General features: G+C 38.3%; 16 protein-coding genes. 11 read left to right on the top strand and 5 right to left on the bottom strand.

The features are described from left to right. Positions 1-373 precede the first annotated feature (373 nt). Both FFR48_RS15635 and FFR48_RS15630 read right to left on the bottom strand, forming a co-directional pair. Positions 374-1591, bottom strand: coding sequence for a HetZ-related protein (locus FFR48_RS15635; RefSeq protein ID WP_137667993.1), 1218 nt, complete (start codon positions 1589-1591; stop codon positions 374-376). A 372-nt stretch (positions 1592-1963) separates the two neighbouring features. Further along, positions 1964-2623: an L-threonylcarbamoyladenylate synthase gene (locus tag FFR48_RS15630; protein WP_096570043.1), complete on the bottom strand. Its 660-nt coding sequence runs from the start codon at positions 2621-2623 to the stop codon at positions 1964-1966. 128 nt (positions 2624-2751) lie between these two features. On the opposite strand from FFR48_RS15630, the gene larC reads away from it, so the two are divergent. Further along, positions 2752-4077 carry a nickel pincer cofactor biosynthesis protein LarC gene (gene larC / locus FFR48_RS15625; protein ID WP_137667992.1) on the top strand — a complete coding sequence of 442 codons (1326 nt, stop codon included), beginning with the start codon at positions 2752-2754 and terminating at the stop codon, positions 4075-4077. Positions 4078-4243: 166 nt separating this feature from the next. On the opposite strand, the gene FFR48_RS15620 is transcribed toward larC, so the two are convergent. Beyond that, on the bottom strand, positions 4244-4846 hold the full coding sequence (locus FFR48_RS15620) for a ring-infected erythrocyte surface antigen domain-containing protein (RefSeq protein WP_137667991.1): 603 nt from the start codon (positions 4844-4846) through the stop codon (positions 4244-4246). 406 nt (positions 4847-5252) lie between these two features. On the opposite strand from FFR48_RS15620, the gene FFR48_RS15615 reads away from it, so the two are divergent. From FFR48_RS15615 to FFR48_RS15590, 6 genes are all read left to right on the top strand, one after another. Beyond that, entirely contained in the window at positions 5253-6179 is a 927-nt protein-coding gene (locus FFR48_RS15615; protein WP_236104080.1) for a lysylphosphatidylglycerol synthase domain-containing protein, read from the top strand. A 241-nt stretch (positions 6180-6420) separates the two neighbouring features. Continuing rightward, positions 6421-7005 carry a Uma2 family endonuclease gene (locus tag FFR48_RS15610; RefSeq protein ID WP_137667989.1) on the top strand — a complete coding sequence of 195 codons (585 nt, stop codon included), beginning with the start codon at positions 6421-6423 and terminating at the stop codon, positions 7003-7005. Between the two features lie 1296 nt (positions 7006-8301). Beyond that, complete coding sequence (ndhL, locus tag FFR48_RS15605; RefSeq protein ID WP_371851453.1) at positions 8302-8514, top strand: NAD(P)H-quinone oxidoreductase subunit L; 213 nt, start codon at positions 8302-8304, stop codon at positions 8512-8514. A gap of 36 nt (positions 8515-8550) precedes the next feature. Continuing rightward, entirely contained in the window at positions 8551-8850 is a 300-nt protein-coding gene (locus tag FFR48_RS15600) for a DUF3007 family protein (RefSeq protein WP_096570035.1), read from the top strand. Between the two features lie 183 nt (positions 8851-9033). After that, a complete protein-coding gene (gene trpA, locus FFR48_RS15595; protein WP_137667988.1) occupies positions 9034-9837 on the top strand; it encodes a tryptophan synthase subunit alpha in 804 nt (267 codons plus the stop codon). A gap of 255 nt (positions 9838-10092) precedes the next feature. After that, the gene (locus FFR48_RS15590) at positions 10093-10752 is read left to right on the top strand and encodes a heterocyst differentiation related protein (protein ID WP_096570032.1); all 660 of its coding nucleotides are present in this window, start codon (positions 10093-10095) and stop codon (positions 10750-10752) included. Between the two features lie 66 nt (positions 10753-10818). Here FFR48_RS15590 and FFR48_RS15585 read toward each other — a convergent pair whose 3' ends face one another. Beyond that, positions 10819-12714 (bottom strand): serine/threonine protein kinase, encoded by a 1896-nt coding sequence (locus tag FFR48_RS15585; RefSeq protein WP_137667994.1) that lies wholly within the window; start codon positions 12712-12714, stop codon positions 10819-10821. A 166-nt stretch (positions 12715-12880) separates the two neighbouring features. On the opposite strand from FFR48_RS15585, the gene FFR48_RS15580 reads away from it, so the two are divergent. Further along, positions 12881-13369, top strand: coding sequence for a hypothetical protein (locus tag FFR48_RS15580; protein WP_096570028.1), 489 nt, complete (start codon positions 12881-12883; stop codon positions 13367-13369). Positions 13370-13497: 128 nt separating this feature from the next. On the opposite strand, the gene FFR48_RS15575 is transcribed toward FFR48_RS15580, so the two are convergent. Then, entirely contained in the window at positions 13498-13779 is a 282-nt protein-coding gene (locus FFR48_RS15575; protein WP_137667987.1) for a hypothetical protein, read from the bottom strand. 227 nt (positions 13780-14006) lie between these two features. On the opposite strand from FFR48_RS15575, the gene FFR48_RS15570 reads away from it, so the two are divergent. From FFR48_RS15570 to FFR48_RS15560, 3 genes are all read left to right on the top strand, one after another. Continuing rightward, entirely contained in the window at positions 14007-14987 is a 981-nt protein-coding gene (locus FFR48_RS15570) for a helix-turn-helix transcriptional regulator (RefSeq protein WP_137667986.1), read from the top strand. Positions 14988-15422: 435 nt separating this feature from the next. After that, positions 15423-16772, top strand: a complete 1350-nt coding sequence (gene mgtE, locus FFR48_RS15565) for a magnesium transporter (protein WP_137667985.1) — start codon at positions 15423-15425, stop codon at positions 16770-16772. Between the two features lie 111 nt (positions 16773-16883). Next, a complete protein-coding gene (locus FFR48_RS15560; RefSeq protein ID WP_137667984.1) occupies positions 16884-17879 on the top strand; it encodes an aspartate carbamoyltransferase catalytic subunit in 996 nt (331 codons plus the stop codon). The last annotated feature ends 315 nt before the right edge of the window (positions 17880-18194 follow it).

Here is an 18194-nt window from a genome sequence, read left to right as displayed (position 1 = left end):
AATCCTAGTAGCATACAGTGATTTTACTGTAATTCTGTCACAAAGCAAAAGATGACAGGAAATTTTCAGTAAATGTGAGTATTTGTTAGTATTGGTTAAGAAAACAGTAACTAGCTACTAACCCTTGCCTAAAGGACGGTTAAGTTTTGGAGCGTGGCGTAAAAACTTAACCTCAAGGGTTTTCAGCCTTTGTTCTTATAAAAGAAGTCGGGGATCTTAATTTTTTTTGATTTTTATTAATTTTTAATGGTGATAACTACTTCTCTAATTCTCCCGTGATGGGGGAGAAATAGAGGAGAATGTTATTTTGTAGAAACAGGTGTATAAGGTGGCTAGGTATGCAGATAAATGTAACAATTTCACCAGAGAATGATCAGGCCTTAACTTCAACATTACCGTTGCGGATAGCCCAAGCTAATTCTAACATTTGAGTCCAGCGTTTTTGTAGCTGTTTGGGAGTGCATTGTACAGCCTTAGCGATCGCCTGATCACTTTCCTTCGCAGTTTTTAAGTTAAAAATTTGCTGTTGTTGTTCAGTCAATTGATTCCAGAACACTTCCCATTGTTGAGAAGACAAACCCAACTTATGTTCTAAACCAGCACCCAACCATTGATGTACTAATTGCCAATGATGCTGTTTAGCAAACTTCTCAACATGATATTTAAATCTTTGTTGCAAATAATCACGCTGACGACTGGTTAAACCTAAAATTTGGTCAATTTCTGGTGCAGACAAATCTTGAAGTTTCAAAGACAAATAATTCATACAGTCAGATTGACCTTGAGACTCCAGATATTTCATCAACTCAGTAATTACGCGATCGCGTTCTGACTCCTCAGAAGGATCAAAACTAGGTTTAGCAACCATCTGGGATCTAATCTGCTGCACTGCTAAATTACGTTGATAAGATTCCGCTTCTTCAGTTTTAGCAGAATCAACCGCCATTTCAATATCAACAGTCGTTTCCTGGGGTTGACGACGAGCAAAACCTTGAGCGCGTAACACGATCAACTGTTGATTCGCACCACCAGGTAAATTAATTCGACGTTTGGCATACTGCTCCGTAAACGCCATATACTCAGCTAATTGTAACTGAGTCCGGGGAGTATAATCTTCAGCTAATTCATTTTCCCGACGAAAAGCTTTAATCGCTTCGATATAAAAAGCTTGGAGAAAATCCTCAATCAGATTATAACGAGCTTCAAAACCCAATTCTGAGCCAGCAAGAGTAACGTGGCGATAAACAATAGCACCTAAACTACTATGTAACTCTACCCTTCCTTGTCGTGAACCCAACTGATAGTAACGCAGGCACTTTTGTAAACGATGTCTTGCTAAAGTAATCTGCCAAGACCTAACTTGCCCAGAAGTTTGAATGCGGGAACTTTTATCACATATCCGTTCTACTTCTTTAGTGATGCGTTTGGCTACAGCTTGGACACATCCAGATGAAGCCTTGACTTGAGACTGCATTTCCTGACAAAGAAGCTGTACTAAAGTCTCAGAATTAGTAACTGATAAATCTTCATTTGAAACATCACTATCAAAAGCAGGTGTAGAATTTGGCAGATTGACGAGGTTAGCTTTCATGACTTTTCCTGGAGTTGGTATTGCACCTTAACTAAAACGCAGACACAGTTCTTAAGTCCAGTCATCATCAGAGAATCTTGGTGACATACATCTATCAAGACTCCCCGCAAACACTGTTGACATATAAGACTGTAGGAAATTTCAGAAGTTAAGGGGCCTGTCAAGTGTGTCGCTTTTTTGATCAGCAACCAGATTAAAGGTGAGATATCGGTATGGAGAAGACGCTAAAAATGATTCAAACCCTAGCAATGCTAAGATTTGCCACCATCTCATTTTCCCTGATCCCAGCGTTTTTTGGTATGACAATTTCAAAATTGGAGTATATTTATCACAAATTACGAAACAGAGGGTTGAATCTGTAAAGCTGAATTATTATACCCAAACTGCTGCGGCTTCCCAACCTAACCCCCTCCGTGTAATTATTGGTTCTTCATCCGTCAAGTCTAAAATGGTAGACACTTGATTCGTAGGTTCTTCACCTGTATCAATAATGATGTCCACCAAGTTATCTAAACGGTCAAATAGCTCTACCCTTGACAGAATAGATTCAGAATCTACTCCTAATATTTCATCATCTGTGTCATTGTGTGGTAAATGTGCCGAAGTGGAAATAATCGGATTTCCTAACGCTTCCAGCAATGCCAAACATACCCTATGATCTGGCACGCGGATTCCTGTTGTTTTTCGCTTAGGACTTTGCACCAGTCGCGGTACTAACTTGGTAGCAGGTAGCAAAAAAGTGTAAGGACCTGGTATCAGACGCTTCATAATCCGATAGGCTGTATCACTTACGAAGGCATAAGTAGACACATTAGAAAGTGAAGGACATAAAAAAGTCAGTGGTTTATCATTGGCTAACTGCTTAATTTGTCTCACTCTTTCCACCGCCGACTTAGCATTCAAATCACAACCAATGGCATAGACTGTATCAGTAGGGTAGAGCATGATAGCGCCACTAGAAAGCGCCAACTTTATATCCTCTATACGGCGGTTTTGAGGGTTATCAGGATGAATTTCAAAAATCTTGGCCATGACTGGGGATTAGGGACTGGTGACTGGTGACTGGTGACTGGTGATTGGGTAGAATTAACTAATGACTAATGACTAATGACTAATGACTAATGACTAATGACTAATGATTAATGACTAATGACTAATTTATGCTTAAAATTGTTTATTTTCAATGTCCCACTGGAATATCTGGTGATATGTGTCTGGGTGCTTTGGTAAGTCTGGGTGTTCCCGTAGAGTATCTGATAGAAAAACTCAATGGTTTAGGAATTGAGCAGGAATACCAGTTACGGTCAGAACTTGTCCACAGACAAACACAACAAGCAACTAAGGTTCATGTAGACCTAGTACATCACCATCACCATCACCATCATCATGAACACTCTCATCATCATGGCCGTCACCTGCCAGAAATAGAAGAGATGATTGTCAAAGCCAATCTACCATCACGGGCAACAGCTTGGAGTTTAGCCGTTTTCCGCCAGTTAGCAGTGGCAGAAGGGGCAGTTCATGGCATTGAACCGGAAAAAGTTCATTTCCATGAAGTTGGTGCTGTAGACGCGATTGTGGACATTGTGGGGACTTGCGTGGGTTTAGATTGGCTAGGTATCAATACAAATAAAGAAGGATTACCTTTAATATACTGTTCACCGTTTCCCACTGGTGGGGGAACTGTTCGTGCGGCACATGGACAAATGCCAGTACCAGTACCCGCAGTTTTGAAGTTGTGGGAAATGCGGAGTTGTCCAGTTTATAGCAACGGCATTGATAAAGAACTGGTGACACCCACAGGGGCAGCGATCGCCACTACTTTAGCTAGAAGTTTTGGTTCACCACCACCAATGATCCTCAAACAAGTAGGATTGGGTGCAGGTTCTCTTGATTTACCCATCCCTAATATACTACGGCTGTGGATTGGTGAAAGTTCAAATCTTCAAACCACTGTTACAGATGTTGCTAATACTCATCACCATTCAGAACATCATGCAGAGCATCATGCAGAGCATCATTCAGAATCACATTTAGAACCTATTTCAGTTTTAGAAACCCAAATTGATGATTTAAATCCCCAAGCGATCGGTTATATTTTTGATGCTTTATTTGCGGCTGGTGCGGTGGATGTCTTTACTCAAAGTATAGGGATGAAAAAATCACGTCCAGGACTTTTATTAACCGTGATTTGTCATCCAGAAAATTTAGCCATTTGTGAAGAAATTTTATTTCGTGAAACTACAACTTTAGGGATTCGTCGCACAACTCAACAACGCCGTATTTTACAACGAGAAATACAACAAGTAGAAACCCCTTATGGTAAAGTCGCTGTCAAAGTTGCCTGGAAAGGAGAAGCAACAGCAAAAGTCATTACCAATGTGCAGCCAGAATATGAAGATTGTGCAGACTTAGCACGAAAACATAATATTCCTTGGCGGGAAATTCAACGTTTGGCTTTACATAATTGGTATAGTCACAATTAACAACATCACACAAAATCAAAAATGTCAGAAGTCAGGAGTCAAGAGTAAAACCCTATTGTAGTAAGACTTTGATGATCCATTGATGTCTTAACTACTCTGTGTAAGGCTATAGGTACAATATCTAATTATTCTTCTGTAACTCCTGACTCCTGTATTCTTCTTAATATCAATGCGCTTCTTGTAAAGTCCTGTTTATTGCTTCTCCTGTATCTTCTGCTCGACGTTGAATATTTCTACCGATGTCTTCAGTTCCACGTTGTACATTTTTAGTTAAGTCTTTGACTCCCCTTTCCACATTTTCCTGAAGATTTTCCATTCCTCTTTGAGTACCCTTGGTTACTCCTTCTCGCAATTCTTCCGCTGAACTTCCCACATCTTCACCTAAGTTTTTCACCCGTTCACCAAAAGGTGTTCCTTCTCGATAATTACGAATATATTGATCAGTGCTATCAATTCCCTTGCGTTCAATATTTCTCTGAGCATTTTCTATGAGTTGATCTGCTCTATATCTGGCTGCTTTTTCAGCTTCTCTTGCTCTGGGATCTACATCACTAAAGTTGTTCATTCCTCCTTGATATTTGGAAATAGGATAATCTTTTGTCGGATCATATCTTTTTGCATTTGGTGGTTGTGCCGCTGGTTGTGGTGGTTGTCCCGCTATATTAGGACGATTACAAGCTTGTGCTAAACATAGGAATGTTAACGCCAAAAATATGCTTAAAATTTTCAATGGTCGCAGATTTTGTAACCAATTAGTTAGCCTTTTCATCTTATCCTCCTTGTATTTTTTCGACTGCATAAAAGCATAAAATCTGAATCACAAAAGTCTATTTACTTACTGCGGGATTTTTCTGTAATTCAGGTCTATTGCTTGCTTTATCTGCTTTTTATTTTAAAAATCCTGAAGCTTTTTCTACTGACTATTACTGATTACTGATTGCTGATTGCTGATTGCTGAATACTTACATAGTTTGAGTTTGATTTATTTAGGTTTGATTTATTTACATGGAAAACCTGATATTATTCTAAGGATTTTTAAATCAACTCTACCTCTAGCTTAGGTGACATTTTAGTGGTGATTAATTTTTGATTTTATCTAACTATAGAGAGATATTATTTAATATAATGATCTTGCTCCATTTAATGCTTAAATTCTACAAATAATGGAAAAAGTTGTGAAAAACGCTTTACGCTGGTTCATTTTCGGGGGAACGCTATTTTTTTTAGGGAAAGCTTTAAAGGATAATTGGCTAGAAGTGAGTTCTATCCGTATAGATGCGGCCGGATGGGCAATTTTAACAATTGCTACTGGTGTAACTTTACTGGCACATACTTGGGCTGGTTGGATCTGGACTTGGATATTAAAAGAGTTTAATCAATCTGTTTCAACTTTTGAATTTATTCAAGTTTATTTAAAAACGAATATTGCTAAGTATTTACCTGGCAATGTTTGGCATTATTACGGGCGTATCTTGGCAGCTAAAAATGCTAATATTTCTACTGTTACTGCAACTTTAAGCGTTTTATTAGAACCTTTACTCATGGCTACTGCGGCTTTAATGACTGTTGTTTTGTTTGGTAGTCAATTGGCAGTTAATAACACTAATATTTGGGTACAAATTTTGCAATTTCTCAGTTTAGTTGTGCTGCTGGGTGCTGTTCATCCTTTGGTTTTAAATCCCATAATTCGCTTTTTATATCGGTTAAAAAATCAAAAAAATCAAAATTCTACATCAGAAAACCAGTCTATTAATGGTTTAGGTCTGGAATGCTATCCTCTGCTTCCTTTGTTGGGTGAATTGATTTTTTTAGGATTACGGGGAACTGGGTTTGTTTTAACTATGTATGCTTTATTTTCTGTAAAATTAAGCCAAATTCCTTTATTATTCGGGGCTTTTAGTTTTGCTTGGGTTTTGGGTTTGGTTGTTCCCGGTGCGCCTGGTGGTTTGGGGGTGTTTGAAGCTACAGCGATCGCTCTTTTACAACATCGTTTTCCCGCTGCTTTGGTAATCAGTGCGATCGCTCTCTATCGTCTCATTAGCATTTTGGCTGAAACCGCTGGTGCTGCTTTAGCTTCCCTGGATGAACGTTTTTCCAGTTAGGTGACTGGTGATTGGTGATTGGTGATTGGGAAACAAAACAACAGAAAATAAGTACCCAAGCAAAATTAATTGTACATATTGATTGAAAACAAAAAGGTCTGTATTCCTTCGCTGTTCGCTGTTCGCTGTTCCCTGTTCCCTCTCCTAACTATCAAATTTATTTTGCACGACTACTTATAATAAAAGTATTACCCATTAGCCATTACCAATTACCCATTACCAATTACCAATTACCAAAAAAATGATCGCCGCTAAAGACAAAACCCCCCACCTCACCCCAGAAGAGTACCTGACCTGGGAACTCACCCAACTAGAAAAACACGAATATATCAACGGGCAGGTTTACGCCATGAGTGGTGGTAGTGTCAATCATGGTCGTATCGCCATCCGCTTCACCGCCATGTTTGACAGCCACCTAGAAAATACAGGCTGTATCACTGGAAATTCTGATATCAAAGTTAATATTTTCGGTACTAATAACTACACTTATCCAGATGCGAGCGTCACCTGCGACGATCGCGACAAAACTAATACTCAATACATCACCTACGCCTGCTTAATTGTTGAAGTTTTATCAAGCAGCACCGAAGCTTATGATCGTGGTAGTAAATTTAGAATGTATCAAAAAAATCCAGCCTTAATAGATTATCTCCTAGTCAGTTCTACTAGCATGGAAATTGACTTATATCATAAAAACGACGTAGGAGACTGGTTGATTATCAACTACAAACCAGGTGACACTATTGAACTCAAAAGTATTAACCTCAAATTCCCCATTGAACAAGTCTATCGCGGTTTAACCCTTGAAGCAGGGAATGGTAAGTAAAACAAAAGCATTTCATATCATGATTTGTCTTATTTGTCAATACCAGGAGCTAGAACCCTCAAATAACAGCATCGAATTTCTGGGAAAATTAGTTTTTCTGAACCTTGGTTAATTGGTTAAGTTTTGTATATTTGATTTTTTTATTTTTCGCAAAGTCTTATATAGCAATGATTTCTAGCTGCTGCTGCAAAATTAATCTTGAAAATACTTACTATTTAGGCAATTTACAAATTCTTCTAAATCATACCAGAAGGCTGAAAATATTGCAATACCGTGAATAAATAAAAATAATTCTCAATTAATTGTTAAGAAATAATAAAGCAGAAATTTTGAATCATATAAATTTTAAAATTGATAATGTTTTATAATCAGTTTTACCTATCTGTAATAATGAAAGGCAAGTAATTGATAGGAGGAATTAATAAAATTAAAAGAGCCAGTGTAACTGAAAATATCACACTGACTATAATTAGTTTTATTTATAAAAAGTGGGAGTGGGGGGACTTGAACCCCCACGACCGTTTAAGGTCAACGGATTTTCATTCTCTTGCAGCTTTCACTACTACCCTATAGGTTTTGAGAATTGGACTCTCCCTTTACCCTCGGCTTTACGTTAGGGTAGCTCCCGTCGAGTCTCTGCACCTTCCCGGAATTTTAATTTTGAAATCTTGATTTTTGGTTTTAACTCCAAAATCAATTTTCAAATCTAAAGCTTCTGGGCTTGGCTCAGGATTGCCATATCTGTTCACGTAGATTACAGATTTAGGTTTCCCTGAATTTGAGAGCTTCCACTTGAAAGATTTCTCTATCAAGGCTCAGTTTTCTAAGTCCGTAGCGTCTACCATTCCGCCACACTCCCAAAGGTTTTTTGTTCAGGGTTTTTTGTTTTTGTATTTCAAAACACCCTTGGTAATCCTACCATTAACTGCGTTTTTTGTGCAAGTAGTTTGAAAAAATTTTTTTAACTTTTTTTTAAGTTGGATTTTTCACAAGCTACGGTGTTTGATGCACTCGCATTTAACAGCCGATTTTTATTATAACACAATTTTACCTGGTTTTTATAATTTTGCCAAGTATTTGGCAATTTTTTTTTCATTGTCAGCTACAACCCTTGAAAATAGGCAGGTTCAGGGGAGATAGGGACATAGGGCAGGTAGGGGAAGAATGGGAAGTTAATAACCCAGTCACCAGTCACCAATCACCAGTCCCCAATCACCAATACTTCCCTTAGTTGACAGGTTGGGCATATCATGGGTAGTAGATGCACCAAATGGTATTCTCAAATCTAAACAAAGAATTATGGTTGTAGCACTACTGTATTTAGCTTTAGCGGGAGCTTATCTTCTGGTAGTACCAATGATTGTGATGTTTTATCTCAAGCTGCGTTGGTATTCTGCCAGTTCTGTAGAACGTGGATTCATGTACTTTTTGGTGTTTTTCTTCTTTCCGGGTCTGTTGCTGCTCTCCCCAATTGCCAATGTTCGACCCCGGCGCAGACAAATTGTTTAATTTGTTCACTTAGTATATTGGTAGGTCATAACTCTCATGCGACGTATTGATGCAATCGGTATTACTTTGGGCGTTTTTTTGGCTGGTGGACTGGCTTATGTAGGATTACAGTTAGTCGGTTTCGATGTCCAAGACGCTGGAATTTGGAGTCAAGCTTTACTGGTTGTGGGTTTGATAGGTTGGTTAGCCACATATCTTTTCCGTGCAGGGAGTAAAAAAATGACCTACCATCAACAACGGGAAGAGTATGAAAAAGCGTTCTTAGAAAAGCGACTAGATGAACTCTCTCCCGAAGAATTGGCGAAATTACAAGCTGAAATTGAATCAGGTGATTAGTGACTGGGGACTGGTGATTGGTGACTGGGGACTGGTGACTGGGGATTGGGGACTGGGGACTGGGTAAGATGAATAACCCAATTACCAATTACCAATTACCAATTACCAATTACCAATTACCAATTACCAATTACCAATTACCAACTACCTGATAACTGACCACTGACCACTGACCACTAACAAATGACTGCAATTTCTCGTTGTTTTGAAACTTTAAGACGGAATCACGAGTGCGCTCTGATTCCGTTTATTACTGCTGGTGATCCTGATTTAGAAACTACTGCTCAGGCTTTAAAAGTTTTAGATCGTTCTGGTGCGGATATTATTGAACTGGGTGTTCCCTATTCTGATCCACTGGCAGATGGTCCGGTGATTCAAGCTGCTGCTACCCGCGCTTTACAAAAGGGTACTACTTTGGATCAGGTACTGGAAATGTTACAAGCTACTACTCCCAGTTTGCAAGCGCCAATTATTTTATTCACTTATTACAATCCAATTTTACACCGAGGAATTGATAAGTTTCTGGGGCAAATTAAGGCTGCTGGTGTGGCAGGTTTGGTAGTTCCTGATTTGCCTTTAGAAGAGGCAGCAGGGCTACTGAAACCAGCGAGTGAGATGGATCTTGATTTAACACTGTTGGTAGCTCCTACCAGTTCTGCTGAGAGAATTGAAGCGATCGCCAAAGCATCCCAAGGTTTTATCTATTTGGTAAGTGTTACCGGGGTAACGGGAATGCGATCACAAATGGAAAGTCGTGTTTCTGACTTACTCACACAAATTCGCAGTTTTACAGATAAACCCATTGGAGTTGGTTTTGGAATTTCCGATCCTGAACAAGCGCGGCAAGTGCGAGAATGGGGAGCGGATGCAGCCATTGTTGGTAGTGCGGTGGTGAAGCGTTTAGCAGAAGGAACACCAGAACAAGGACTCTCGGCGATCGCTCAATTTTGCCAAACTCTCAAGCAAACAATCACAACTCCCTCTTGATGATTTGGGAAAAGTAGATTAAAAAAGATAACAGCGTAGTTTTTTTATCATTCCCTGGTGGACAATTTGACTGATATAGTCTTGAATATTAACAATACATACCAGGCTGAAAAAAAACTACCTGATATATTTGCTTATAGGTTGAGTCCTATGTGAATTAAAACTAGGCAATAAATTTATGAGTGTGAGAGAGAGTATAATATTGTGTCAGTCACAATTAAATTATGGTTTGGTATTAGTTGAGGGGTAAATTTTATGAGTGAAAGTATGGCATTTATCGGCGGAGTGGCTGTAGCTGGTTTAGCGGCTCTCCTGTTGCTCAAAGGAACGAATACCCCTATACAACAACCTAACTTTGCTGTGGCTCCACAAATGCCATCTGCGGTTGTAGCGCCCCAATTGATGCAGCCTTCAATGCAATATCCCCCTAACTATGGGCAACCAGTATATCCTAACCCCCAACCCATTGCACCCAATTCCGACCAACGTCTGGAAATGGAAAAGCTGAATATGCAGATGGAGAAGTTGAAAACCGACAATGAACAACTAAGATTACAAAATCAGCAACTTCAAGGTCAGGTTCAAAATTTCACTCAACATCAGTGGCAGTTAGCTCAACAGCAAAATCAGCAAAAAGTCGCTGCTGCACTACCAGCTGAACAAAATCCCTGGTGGTCTTCACCTATAATTTGGGCTGTAGGTGGGGCAACTCTGACTATTGGTGGTGGTGTGGTTGTCGCTGGAGTTCTATCCCTGTTCTCTCCTAAGCAACGTCCTACCCGTACCGTCCAAGTAATTCACCCCTATCACGGACCCACACCTCCTTTAGCTACAATTAGACGGGCTGAATTTTTACCATCTTCCCGCCCAGAAACCAGAAGAGTGGAAACGGCAGAATACGACGAATTACGTTAATGGGTAATTGGTAATGGGTAATTGGTAATTGGTAATGGGAAAAAGAACATTTCCATTACCATCTGGTTAATTAGCACTATCTTCCTTTTCCTTAGTGGTGGATGTTTTGGAAGTATTTGCTTGATTTTGATTGGGTTTTTGGTCTTGGTTAGGAAGAACCTGTTTAGCAGCGTTTTCTGCGGCTTGTTTAAACAATGGTTCTAGTTTATTTTGCCAATATTTAATATTTGGTAATTTTTCGGGCTGGTCTCGATAAGCTAAAACTTTATCCCATTGACCATTATCAATAGCTTTATTAATCTCATTAGCTAGTGCTTCAGCCTTAGCCCAGTCTTGCTGCCATTGATTAATTATTTCCACAGTTTCTTTAATACCAGAAGCTGCATTTTGAGGAATGGTTTTGAGTTGAGCGATCGCCCCCGGTAAATCTCCTGATTCAAATTTCTGTCTAGCCGTTTCGACAATTTTTTTCTGCTCCTCACTAGTTGGAGATTTTTCAGATTTTACTGGGTTGGGAGTAGCAACAACAATTGGTTTTGGTTGTGGTTTGGGAACAGATCGAGATGCAATTAAAGGCAGATCATCTACTGTTTGAATAGAAATTCCTTGATCCCGCAAACAAGCAATCCATTCATTATTATTAATAATAACATCAGAGTGCGCCCAAGCCAAACGACCAGATTTAAGTTTTAATTCTATCCAACCGCGTTTTGTTCTTTTACCAGTGACATCGAACTCACTAGCATCACCAAGAGTCTTTAAAATATTATCAGAATTAATCGCACTAGGTTCAGAACGGACATTAGAATTAGGCTTGACTATAGCCAAGCAATTTGTAGCTGAAGTGCTACTTTTCCCTGTCCAATTAGCAGCGATATTTTTCACATTTGGATATAAATTTGTTACCAAAGCTGCTGCACCACCAGCTAATAATAAACCAATGATCAAGGGTAATGGATCAGGTTTGTTATCCTGTTGTTGAATAACAGGTTGAGGAACAACAGGACTAGAATTACCAGGTGCAACTGCGACGGTTTGCTGTGAAAAGATTTGAGATAGTTTGCTGGTAGAAGCGAGTTTGGGGGGATGGTAGCTAACTTGTTTGGGAGCTTCGGAATAAACAGAAGATGTAGAAGTCATATTCACAAACTCTCTACAAGCTTGTAGTGCTTCTGTTGCAGTTTGGTAGCGATCCTTGAAGTGATAACGCACCATTTTACTGAGAATTTCCGCCAATTGATAATTGACAGGTCTAAAATGCTGCCAAATAATTTCACCGGTATCAGGATCTTCTGGAAATTGGTTAGCGGGTACTCCAGTTAAAGCTTGAATAGCAATAATTCCCAAAGAATAAATATCACTATTAGGACGGGGTTTACCTTGTCCTTGTTCTGTGGGCATATAGCCAGGAGTGCCTATAGCAACTGTAGCGGTGAGTTGTGCGCCAATAGAGACTAAAGGCGACCTTAATTGTTTAACTGCCCCAAAATCTACTAAAACTAATTTATAATCAGCAGCACGACGGATGATATTATCTGGTTTGATGTCACGATGAATTACACCTTGTTGATGGACAAATTCTAAAATTTCCAGCACTTCCAACAACAACTGCATCACCTGGTTTTGACTCCAAGGTTGGCCGGGTATCAGTTCTTCTGTGAGAGTATGTCCGTCAATATATTCTTGAACTAAGAAAAATTCTTGATTTTCGTCAAAATAAGCGAGTAGTCTGGGTATTTGGTCATGATTACCCAATTTTTCTAAAGTTTCTGCTTCGCTGTTAAATAGACGTTTAGCAGTTTCAAAGATTTTTTGGTCTGTGCTGGCAGGTTTAAGGTGTTTGACAACGCAGATGGGATTACCAGGCCGCCTAGTATCTTCAGCAATATAGGTTTGACCAAATCCTCCTGTTGCCAAAATGCGTATGACTTGGTATCTATGGTCTAGTAGTTTGCCAATCATCATTCCCTCCCCAGTTTTAACACCTAATTTTGCAAACGGTAATAAATATCTCCAAATTTTCTGTCCTGAGATCCGCTATCTTGAGAAAAGATTTAGACTAAAATTGCAGTTTTTTAATAAAAACAACAAATTGTTACTGTTTGTTTAGTATTTTTCTTAACTAACAATGCCACCTAAGATAACAAACTCTACCACATGGCAGCAAGCTGAAATCCTCATGCAACCGGCTTTTATTCGCGTTGTTGATAATATTCGTAAGCATCTGGATACATCCTCTTGGAAAGGAACTTACCATGATGTACTGATTTGGCCACCTGGTACAACTGATGAAACCAAGGCTATGGTGACACAGTTGTTGCAAGATATGGAAACTGCCACACCGGAAGAGGTGGAAGATATTAAGGCCAATCTTGCTTTGTTGCCTATGCCCCATCCAGGATACCATTTGCGCTTGCAACGTCAAGAACAGCAAGTGAATGTGGATTTGTGGGATCTGTGTTATCAAGTGTGTTTTGTCAATTACAGTCCAGAAAATACAGATGTTGATATTGATACTAATTTATTAGATGAGTTTGGGGAAGTGGATTGGCAACATTTGGAAAATAAGACTAAGCAGTTAGTTCAACAGGTATTTGACAGTTTACCAGAGGGTTAATTTCTGGGGGTGTAGGGTGTGGGGTGTTGTGTGGGATTATACACAAGGTAGAAGGCAGAAGCCAGGAGGTGTTTGGAGTTATCTAGACAAAAAAACCCACCTGCGTGGGTTGAGAAGTTGCGTTTTCTTTAAGCAGCACAATCTTTAAATATGCGATCATCTGTTGTGATTGAGTTGCTATATTTATTTAAATCTGTTGGGTTTGACTGTGCTTTTAGTTTGGTTAAAAATTCTTCCATGCCTGGAATTTCTAATTGGTGGAATGTGTTGTGATTTTCTTGATTTAGCGGCGATATATTCTCAATGGGTTTTAGGTTAGTAGGGGTGGTTTCTGTGCTTTTGGTATCTTTAGCAATAAATTTTTCCATCCCTGGTATTGGTAATTGAACAAATCTAGAATTATCTTTCATGGCTTTACTCAAAATCTACTGTCTATATCATGCTCATTACGCATATACGCAGGTCAATGGACACCCATAAATAAATTTTAAGTACGCAAAATACGCAATTCTAACTCTAGGCAGCTTTAGCAAATCTATAAATAGAAAGCATTTTGAGGCAATTTACCCTTAAACTAGATAACAGTACGCAGAATACGCAAAATACGCAGATTGGGATAAATGCTGTTATCAAACTTATGAACAAGCAGCAGTTTCAGGCAATTATAGAAAAGTTTAACAAAGCACCTGCGGAAGCTGAAGTGCTTAAATTATTGCTTAATGGACTTACTAATGCTGATATTGCTAAGTTAAGGAAACGCCGTGAAGGTACTGTACGCAAGCAAATTTCTAATATATATAAAGATTTTGGTATTAAAAGTGAATTTCCAGGAGATCAAGCTCAAAGAGATAAGTTAATAGCTTTATTTTGTCAGTACAAACCTGAGTGGGTAAGTAATAATTTTTCTATATCTATAGATGAGAAGAAAAACCATTTAGAAAATATAAGCAATAATGATGCAATTCCATTATTTCCAGAAGTTGAAAAAGATTTGATATCTTTAGCTATCAGTACACTGAATAAGATTGGGTTTACTGAAATATTTCAAATGAAAATAAAATCGAACGTTGTAGGTTATAAACCGAAAATAAATCTGACTACAGATAAACGCTATCAAATATTTATTGAAGATTCATCTGATTCAGGTTTAATTATTTCTATTAATAAAAAAATTTTAGAATCCCATTTACTAAATCTGAAATATTGGATAGATATAGGTGATGGTAATTGGAATCAAGAAATAGTTGGAAGACTCTTAGTAATACCAGGCAAAGAAAATCTGTTTTTAAGTTCACTTCAACCTAAATATTGGAATATATTAGAAGTTGAAGGTAAAACTGTAGGTGATGTTTATCTAAATGACAAAGAGAATCCAGAGTATTATGATCATACAACACAGGAAACAACTAAAAAATGTGTTGAGGGCTTTAATGAATATGATTTGAGTAACACTGAAAGTTACATAGTGATTAATGAGAATCAAGAATTTAGCTTTAAGTATACCTGGCAAATGTTTATAAAATCAAGAGAAGTATTACAAGATTTTATTGTTTATTTTGGTGACAAATTAATGAAAATTCAATCGGGAGAAACATCTGATGATGAGATTCATTTCTAAATATTCCAAAAGAGCATTTACAGAATTGGCAAAGCCAAAAATCTGGTTTCACAATAGCAGGTTTTAGTTTTTATCATAGTGAGAATCAGATTTGTCACCATAAACATTTTGTTTGTGTAAAGATTTCCAGTAAAGTGCCTAATAGACTTAACACAGATTAATATAGTAGTAAAATCACTACATTTATACTATAAAAAATCAAGGCATCTAAAATATATATTTGTGTAAAATGATACATTTTAAATCATTATTACCAGGTTGTTATCAAATCAGCCCTTTCCGGGTTAGGATGATAACTTAATGATGACTTGATTAAATATCAATATTGAGTTCTGAAGATTTTATGGACAAAAGTCCACCAGATGGCAGTAGTATCCTCCCCTAAGCTGGCGAGAAAGTCTCCCAGCGAGGGGGAGACATTAGGAGGAATTTATTATGCTGACACAAGATGTTCGCAATTCATTGGATGTTGCTGACTTAAATCAATTAAAATGTGATTTAAATAATCTACAACCTGTGGATGTGGGGGAATATATTTCAGAATTACCTGAAAAACAAAGGGCGATCGCTTTTCGTTTACTGAACAAAAATCAAGCTATTGATGTATTTGAATATTTACCCACAGAAGTACAAGAAGAACTGATCAACTCTTTACATGATGCCCAAGTAGTACATCTTGTAGAAGAAATGAGTCCTGATGAAAGGGCATATTTATTTGATGAATTACCCGCAGGAGTTGTTAAACGTTTATTACAACAACTTAGCCCAGAACAAAGACAAGCAACAGCAACAATTCTTGGTTATCCTGAAGGTACTGCGGGCAGGGTAATGACAACAGAATATGTACGGTTGCGAGAAGGTTTAACTGTAGGTGAAGCGTTAAGCAAAATTCGTTTACAAGACGAAGATAAAGAAACAATTTATTATGCTTACGTCACCGATGATAACCGTAAATTAGTTAGTGTTGTTTCTTTGCGTCAGTTATTATTTACATTTCCCGAAGTCTTAATTAAAGATATTGCTAGTTCTCATGTTGTGAAAGTGAAAACTGAAACTCTACAGGAAGAAGCAGCCCGCATTATGCAACGTTATGATTTAATTGCCATGCCTGTGGTGGATAGGGAAGAGAGATTAGTCGGGATTATTACCATTGATGATGTCATTGATATTTTAGAAGAAGAAGCTACAGAAGATATCCAAAAATTAGCTGCTGTGAGTGGCGATGAAGAAGCTTTGTCTCCTCCTCATGTTACCATTCGTAAACGGTTGCCTTGGTTATTAGGTATCATGGCATTGTACATCGGTGCGGCTAGTGCGATCGCTCCCTTTCAACAAGTTATTGCGGCTGTACCGGTTCTAGCTGTAATTATGCCCATATTTTCTAACACCGGGGGAACTGTCGGTATTCAAGCCTTAACCGTGACTATTCGCGGTTTAGGTGTAGGAGAAGTAACAGCAGAAGATACTGGTAAAATTCTCCGCAAAGAACTTTTAGCAGGTTTAGGAACAGCTATTGCATTAGGTGTAACAATGATCGCCCTATCTCTTATTTGGGCAAAACCGAATGAAAGATGGGTAGCTTTAGTTGCCGGCACAGTCATGGCAACGAATACAATGGTGGCGGTGAGCTTGGGAACCTTGCTACCAATGGGATTACAAAGGCTAAAATTAGATCCAGCTTTAATGAGTGGTCCATTAGTAACCACCATGCTGGATACTATCGGTTTTGTCACCTTCCTGAGCATAGTTTCTATTGCTTTGAAAGTCTTTCATTTACCAACTTAAAGGTTTGGTCATTGGTAATTGGTAATGGGTAATTGGTAATTGTTCATGACTACTGCTAATTACCTCAAAAATCCCAAATCCAAAATCTAAAATCTAAAATCCAAAATCTAAATGCCTACAACTACTTGGAATCGTCATCACATTCTTTCTTTATCTGACTTCGCAACGGATGAATATAATGCGGTTTTACAAACTGCGGCTTCATTTAGAGAGGTTCTATCACGCAGGACTAAAAAAGTACCCACTTTGCAAGGACAGGTAGTGACAAATTTATTTTTTGAACCTTCTACCCGCACCCGGAGTAGTTTTGAAATAGCTGCTAAAAGGTTAAGTGCAGATACCCTGAATTTTGCTGCGGCTACATCTTCCATGACTAAAGGAGAAACAATATTAGATACCGCTAAAACCTATTTAGCAATGGGTACAGATATTATGGTAATTCGCCATAAAGAAGCAGGAGTACCCCAGGCGATCGCCCAAGAAATGGATCGTTTAGGTGAAAAAGTCAGTGTCTTAAATGCAGGTGATGGACAACATGAACACCCATCTCAAGCATTATTAGATTTATCTACAATTTGTAGTTTAATTAATCCCGAAAAACCGAGAATCGAATTATTAGCAGGTAAAAAAATTGCCATTGTTGGCGATATTTTACATTCTCGCGTTGCCCGTTCTAATATTTGGAGTTTAACCGCCAGTGGTGCAGAAGTGCATTTAGCAGCACCTCCCACATTATTACCTAAATTCTTTGCTGAATATTTACAAGGTACAGCAAATGCAGAACGTTTATTTATCCATTGGCAACTAGAACCAGCTTTAGAAAATGCTGATTTTGTGATGACATTGCGTTTGCAAAAAGAACGAATGACAGCCCATTTATTACCCAGTTTAAGGGAATATCATCAATTATTTGGAATTACTAGAAATCGGTTGAAAGCCTGTAAATCAAATGTGAAAGTTTTGCATCCTGGTCCAGTTAATAGAGGTGTAGAAATTAGTTCAGATTTAATGGATGATCCTGAATTTAGTTTAATTCAAGATCAGGTGACTAGCGGTGTAGCTGTGAGAATGGCATTGTTATATTTTATTGGTGGTGGTAGGGGTTAGCAAAAGAGAGTTAAGGCGGTTAGTTAGGTGTTTTTATGGTATCTAACTTTCACCTTAATTTTTACCCACATTCCGCACTTCATCAAGTTTTCTAGTGCTTCAGATATAAATAATATGTGTATTTACATAATTTATGCGGTTTTGCACACCATACTCATGTGCCGTTTGCGTCAGTCCTGCATTAATAACTAGGGGTTGCTGAGAAAGTCTTTCCGTGAGGGCATAGGAGTCAGGAGTCAGGAGTCAGGAGTCAGGAGAAGATTTGAAAATTTCTTTGCCATCTCTTGAAATCCCAAAAAATGCACACTTTTTCCG

The organism is Sphaerospermopsis reniformis (genome assembly GCF_005402885.1).
Lineage (GTDB): Bacteria > Cyanobacteriota > Cyanobacteriia > Cyanobacteriales > Nostocaceae > Sphaerospermopsis > Sphaerospermopsis kisseleviana.
This window is presented reverse-complemented; position numbering and strand designations above follow the sequence as displayed.

Bases quoted from the DNA above. Each gene is read 5' to 3' on its own strand.
- FFR48_RS15630 (WP_096570043.1), bottom strand. From the start codon at position 2,623: ATGGCCAAGATTTTTGAAATTCATCCTGATAACCCTCAAAACCGCCGT.
- FFR48_RS15610 (WP_137667989.1), top strand. From the start codon at position 6,421: ATGATCGCCGCTAAAGACAAAACCCCCCACCTCACCCCAGAAGAGTAC.
- FFR48_RS15560 (WP_137667984.1), top strand. From the start codon at position 16,884: ATGCCTACAACTACTTGGAATCGTCATCACATTCTTTCTTTATCTGAC.
- FFR48_RS15580 (WP_096570028.1), top strand. From the start codon at position 12,881: ATGCCACCTAAGATAACAAACTCTACCACATGGCAGCAAGCTGAAATC.
- FFR48_RS15620 (WP_137667991.1), bottom strand. From the start codon at position 4,846: ATGAAAAGGCTAACTAATTGGTTACAAAATCTGCGACCATTGAAAATT.
- larC (WP_137667992.1), top strand. From the start codon at position 2,752: ATGCTTAAAATTGTTTATTTTCAATGTCCCACTGGAATATCTGGTGAT.
- mgtE (WP_137667985.1), top strand. From the start codon at position 15,423: ATGCTGACACAAGATGTTCGCAATTCATTGGATGTTGCTGACTTAAAT.
- FFR48_RS15575 (WP_137667987.1), bottom strand. From the start codon at position 13,779: ATGAAAGATAATTCTAGATTTGTTCAATTACCAATACCAGGGATGGAA.
- FFR48_RS15635 (WP_137667993.1), bottom strand. From the start codon at position 1,591: ATGAAAGCTAACCTCGTCAATCTGCCAAATTCTACACCTGCTTTTGAT.
- FFR48_RS15590 (WP_096570032.1), top strand. From the start codon at position 10,093: ATGAGTGAAAGTATGGCATTTATCGGCGGAGTGGCTGTAGCTGGTTTA.
- FFR48_RS15585 (WP_137667994.1), bottom strand. From the start codon at position 12,714: ATGATTGGCAAACTACTAGACCATAGATACCAAGTCATACGCATTTTG.
- FFR48_RS15600 (WP_096570035.1), top strand. From the start codon at position 8,551: ATGCGACGTATTGATGCAATCGGTATTACTTTGGGCGTTTTTTTGGCT.
- trpA (WP_137667988.1), top strand. From the start codon at position 9,034: ATGACTGCAATTTCTCGTTGTTTTGAAACTTTAAGACGGAATCACGAG.
- FFR48_RS15570 (WP_137667986.1), top strand. From the start codon at position 14,007: ATGAACAAGCAGCAGTTTCAGGCAATTATAGAAAAGTTTAACAAAGCA.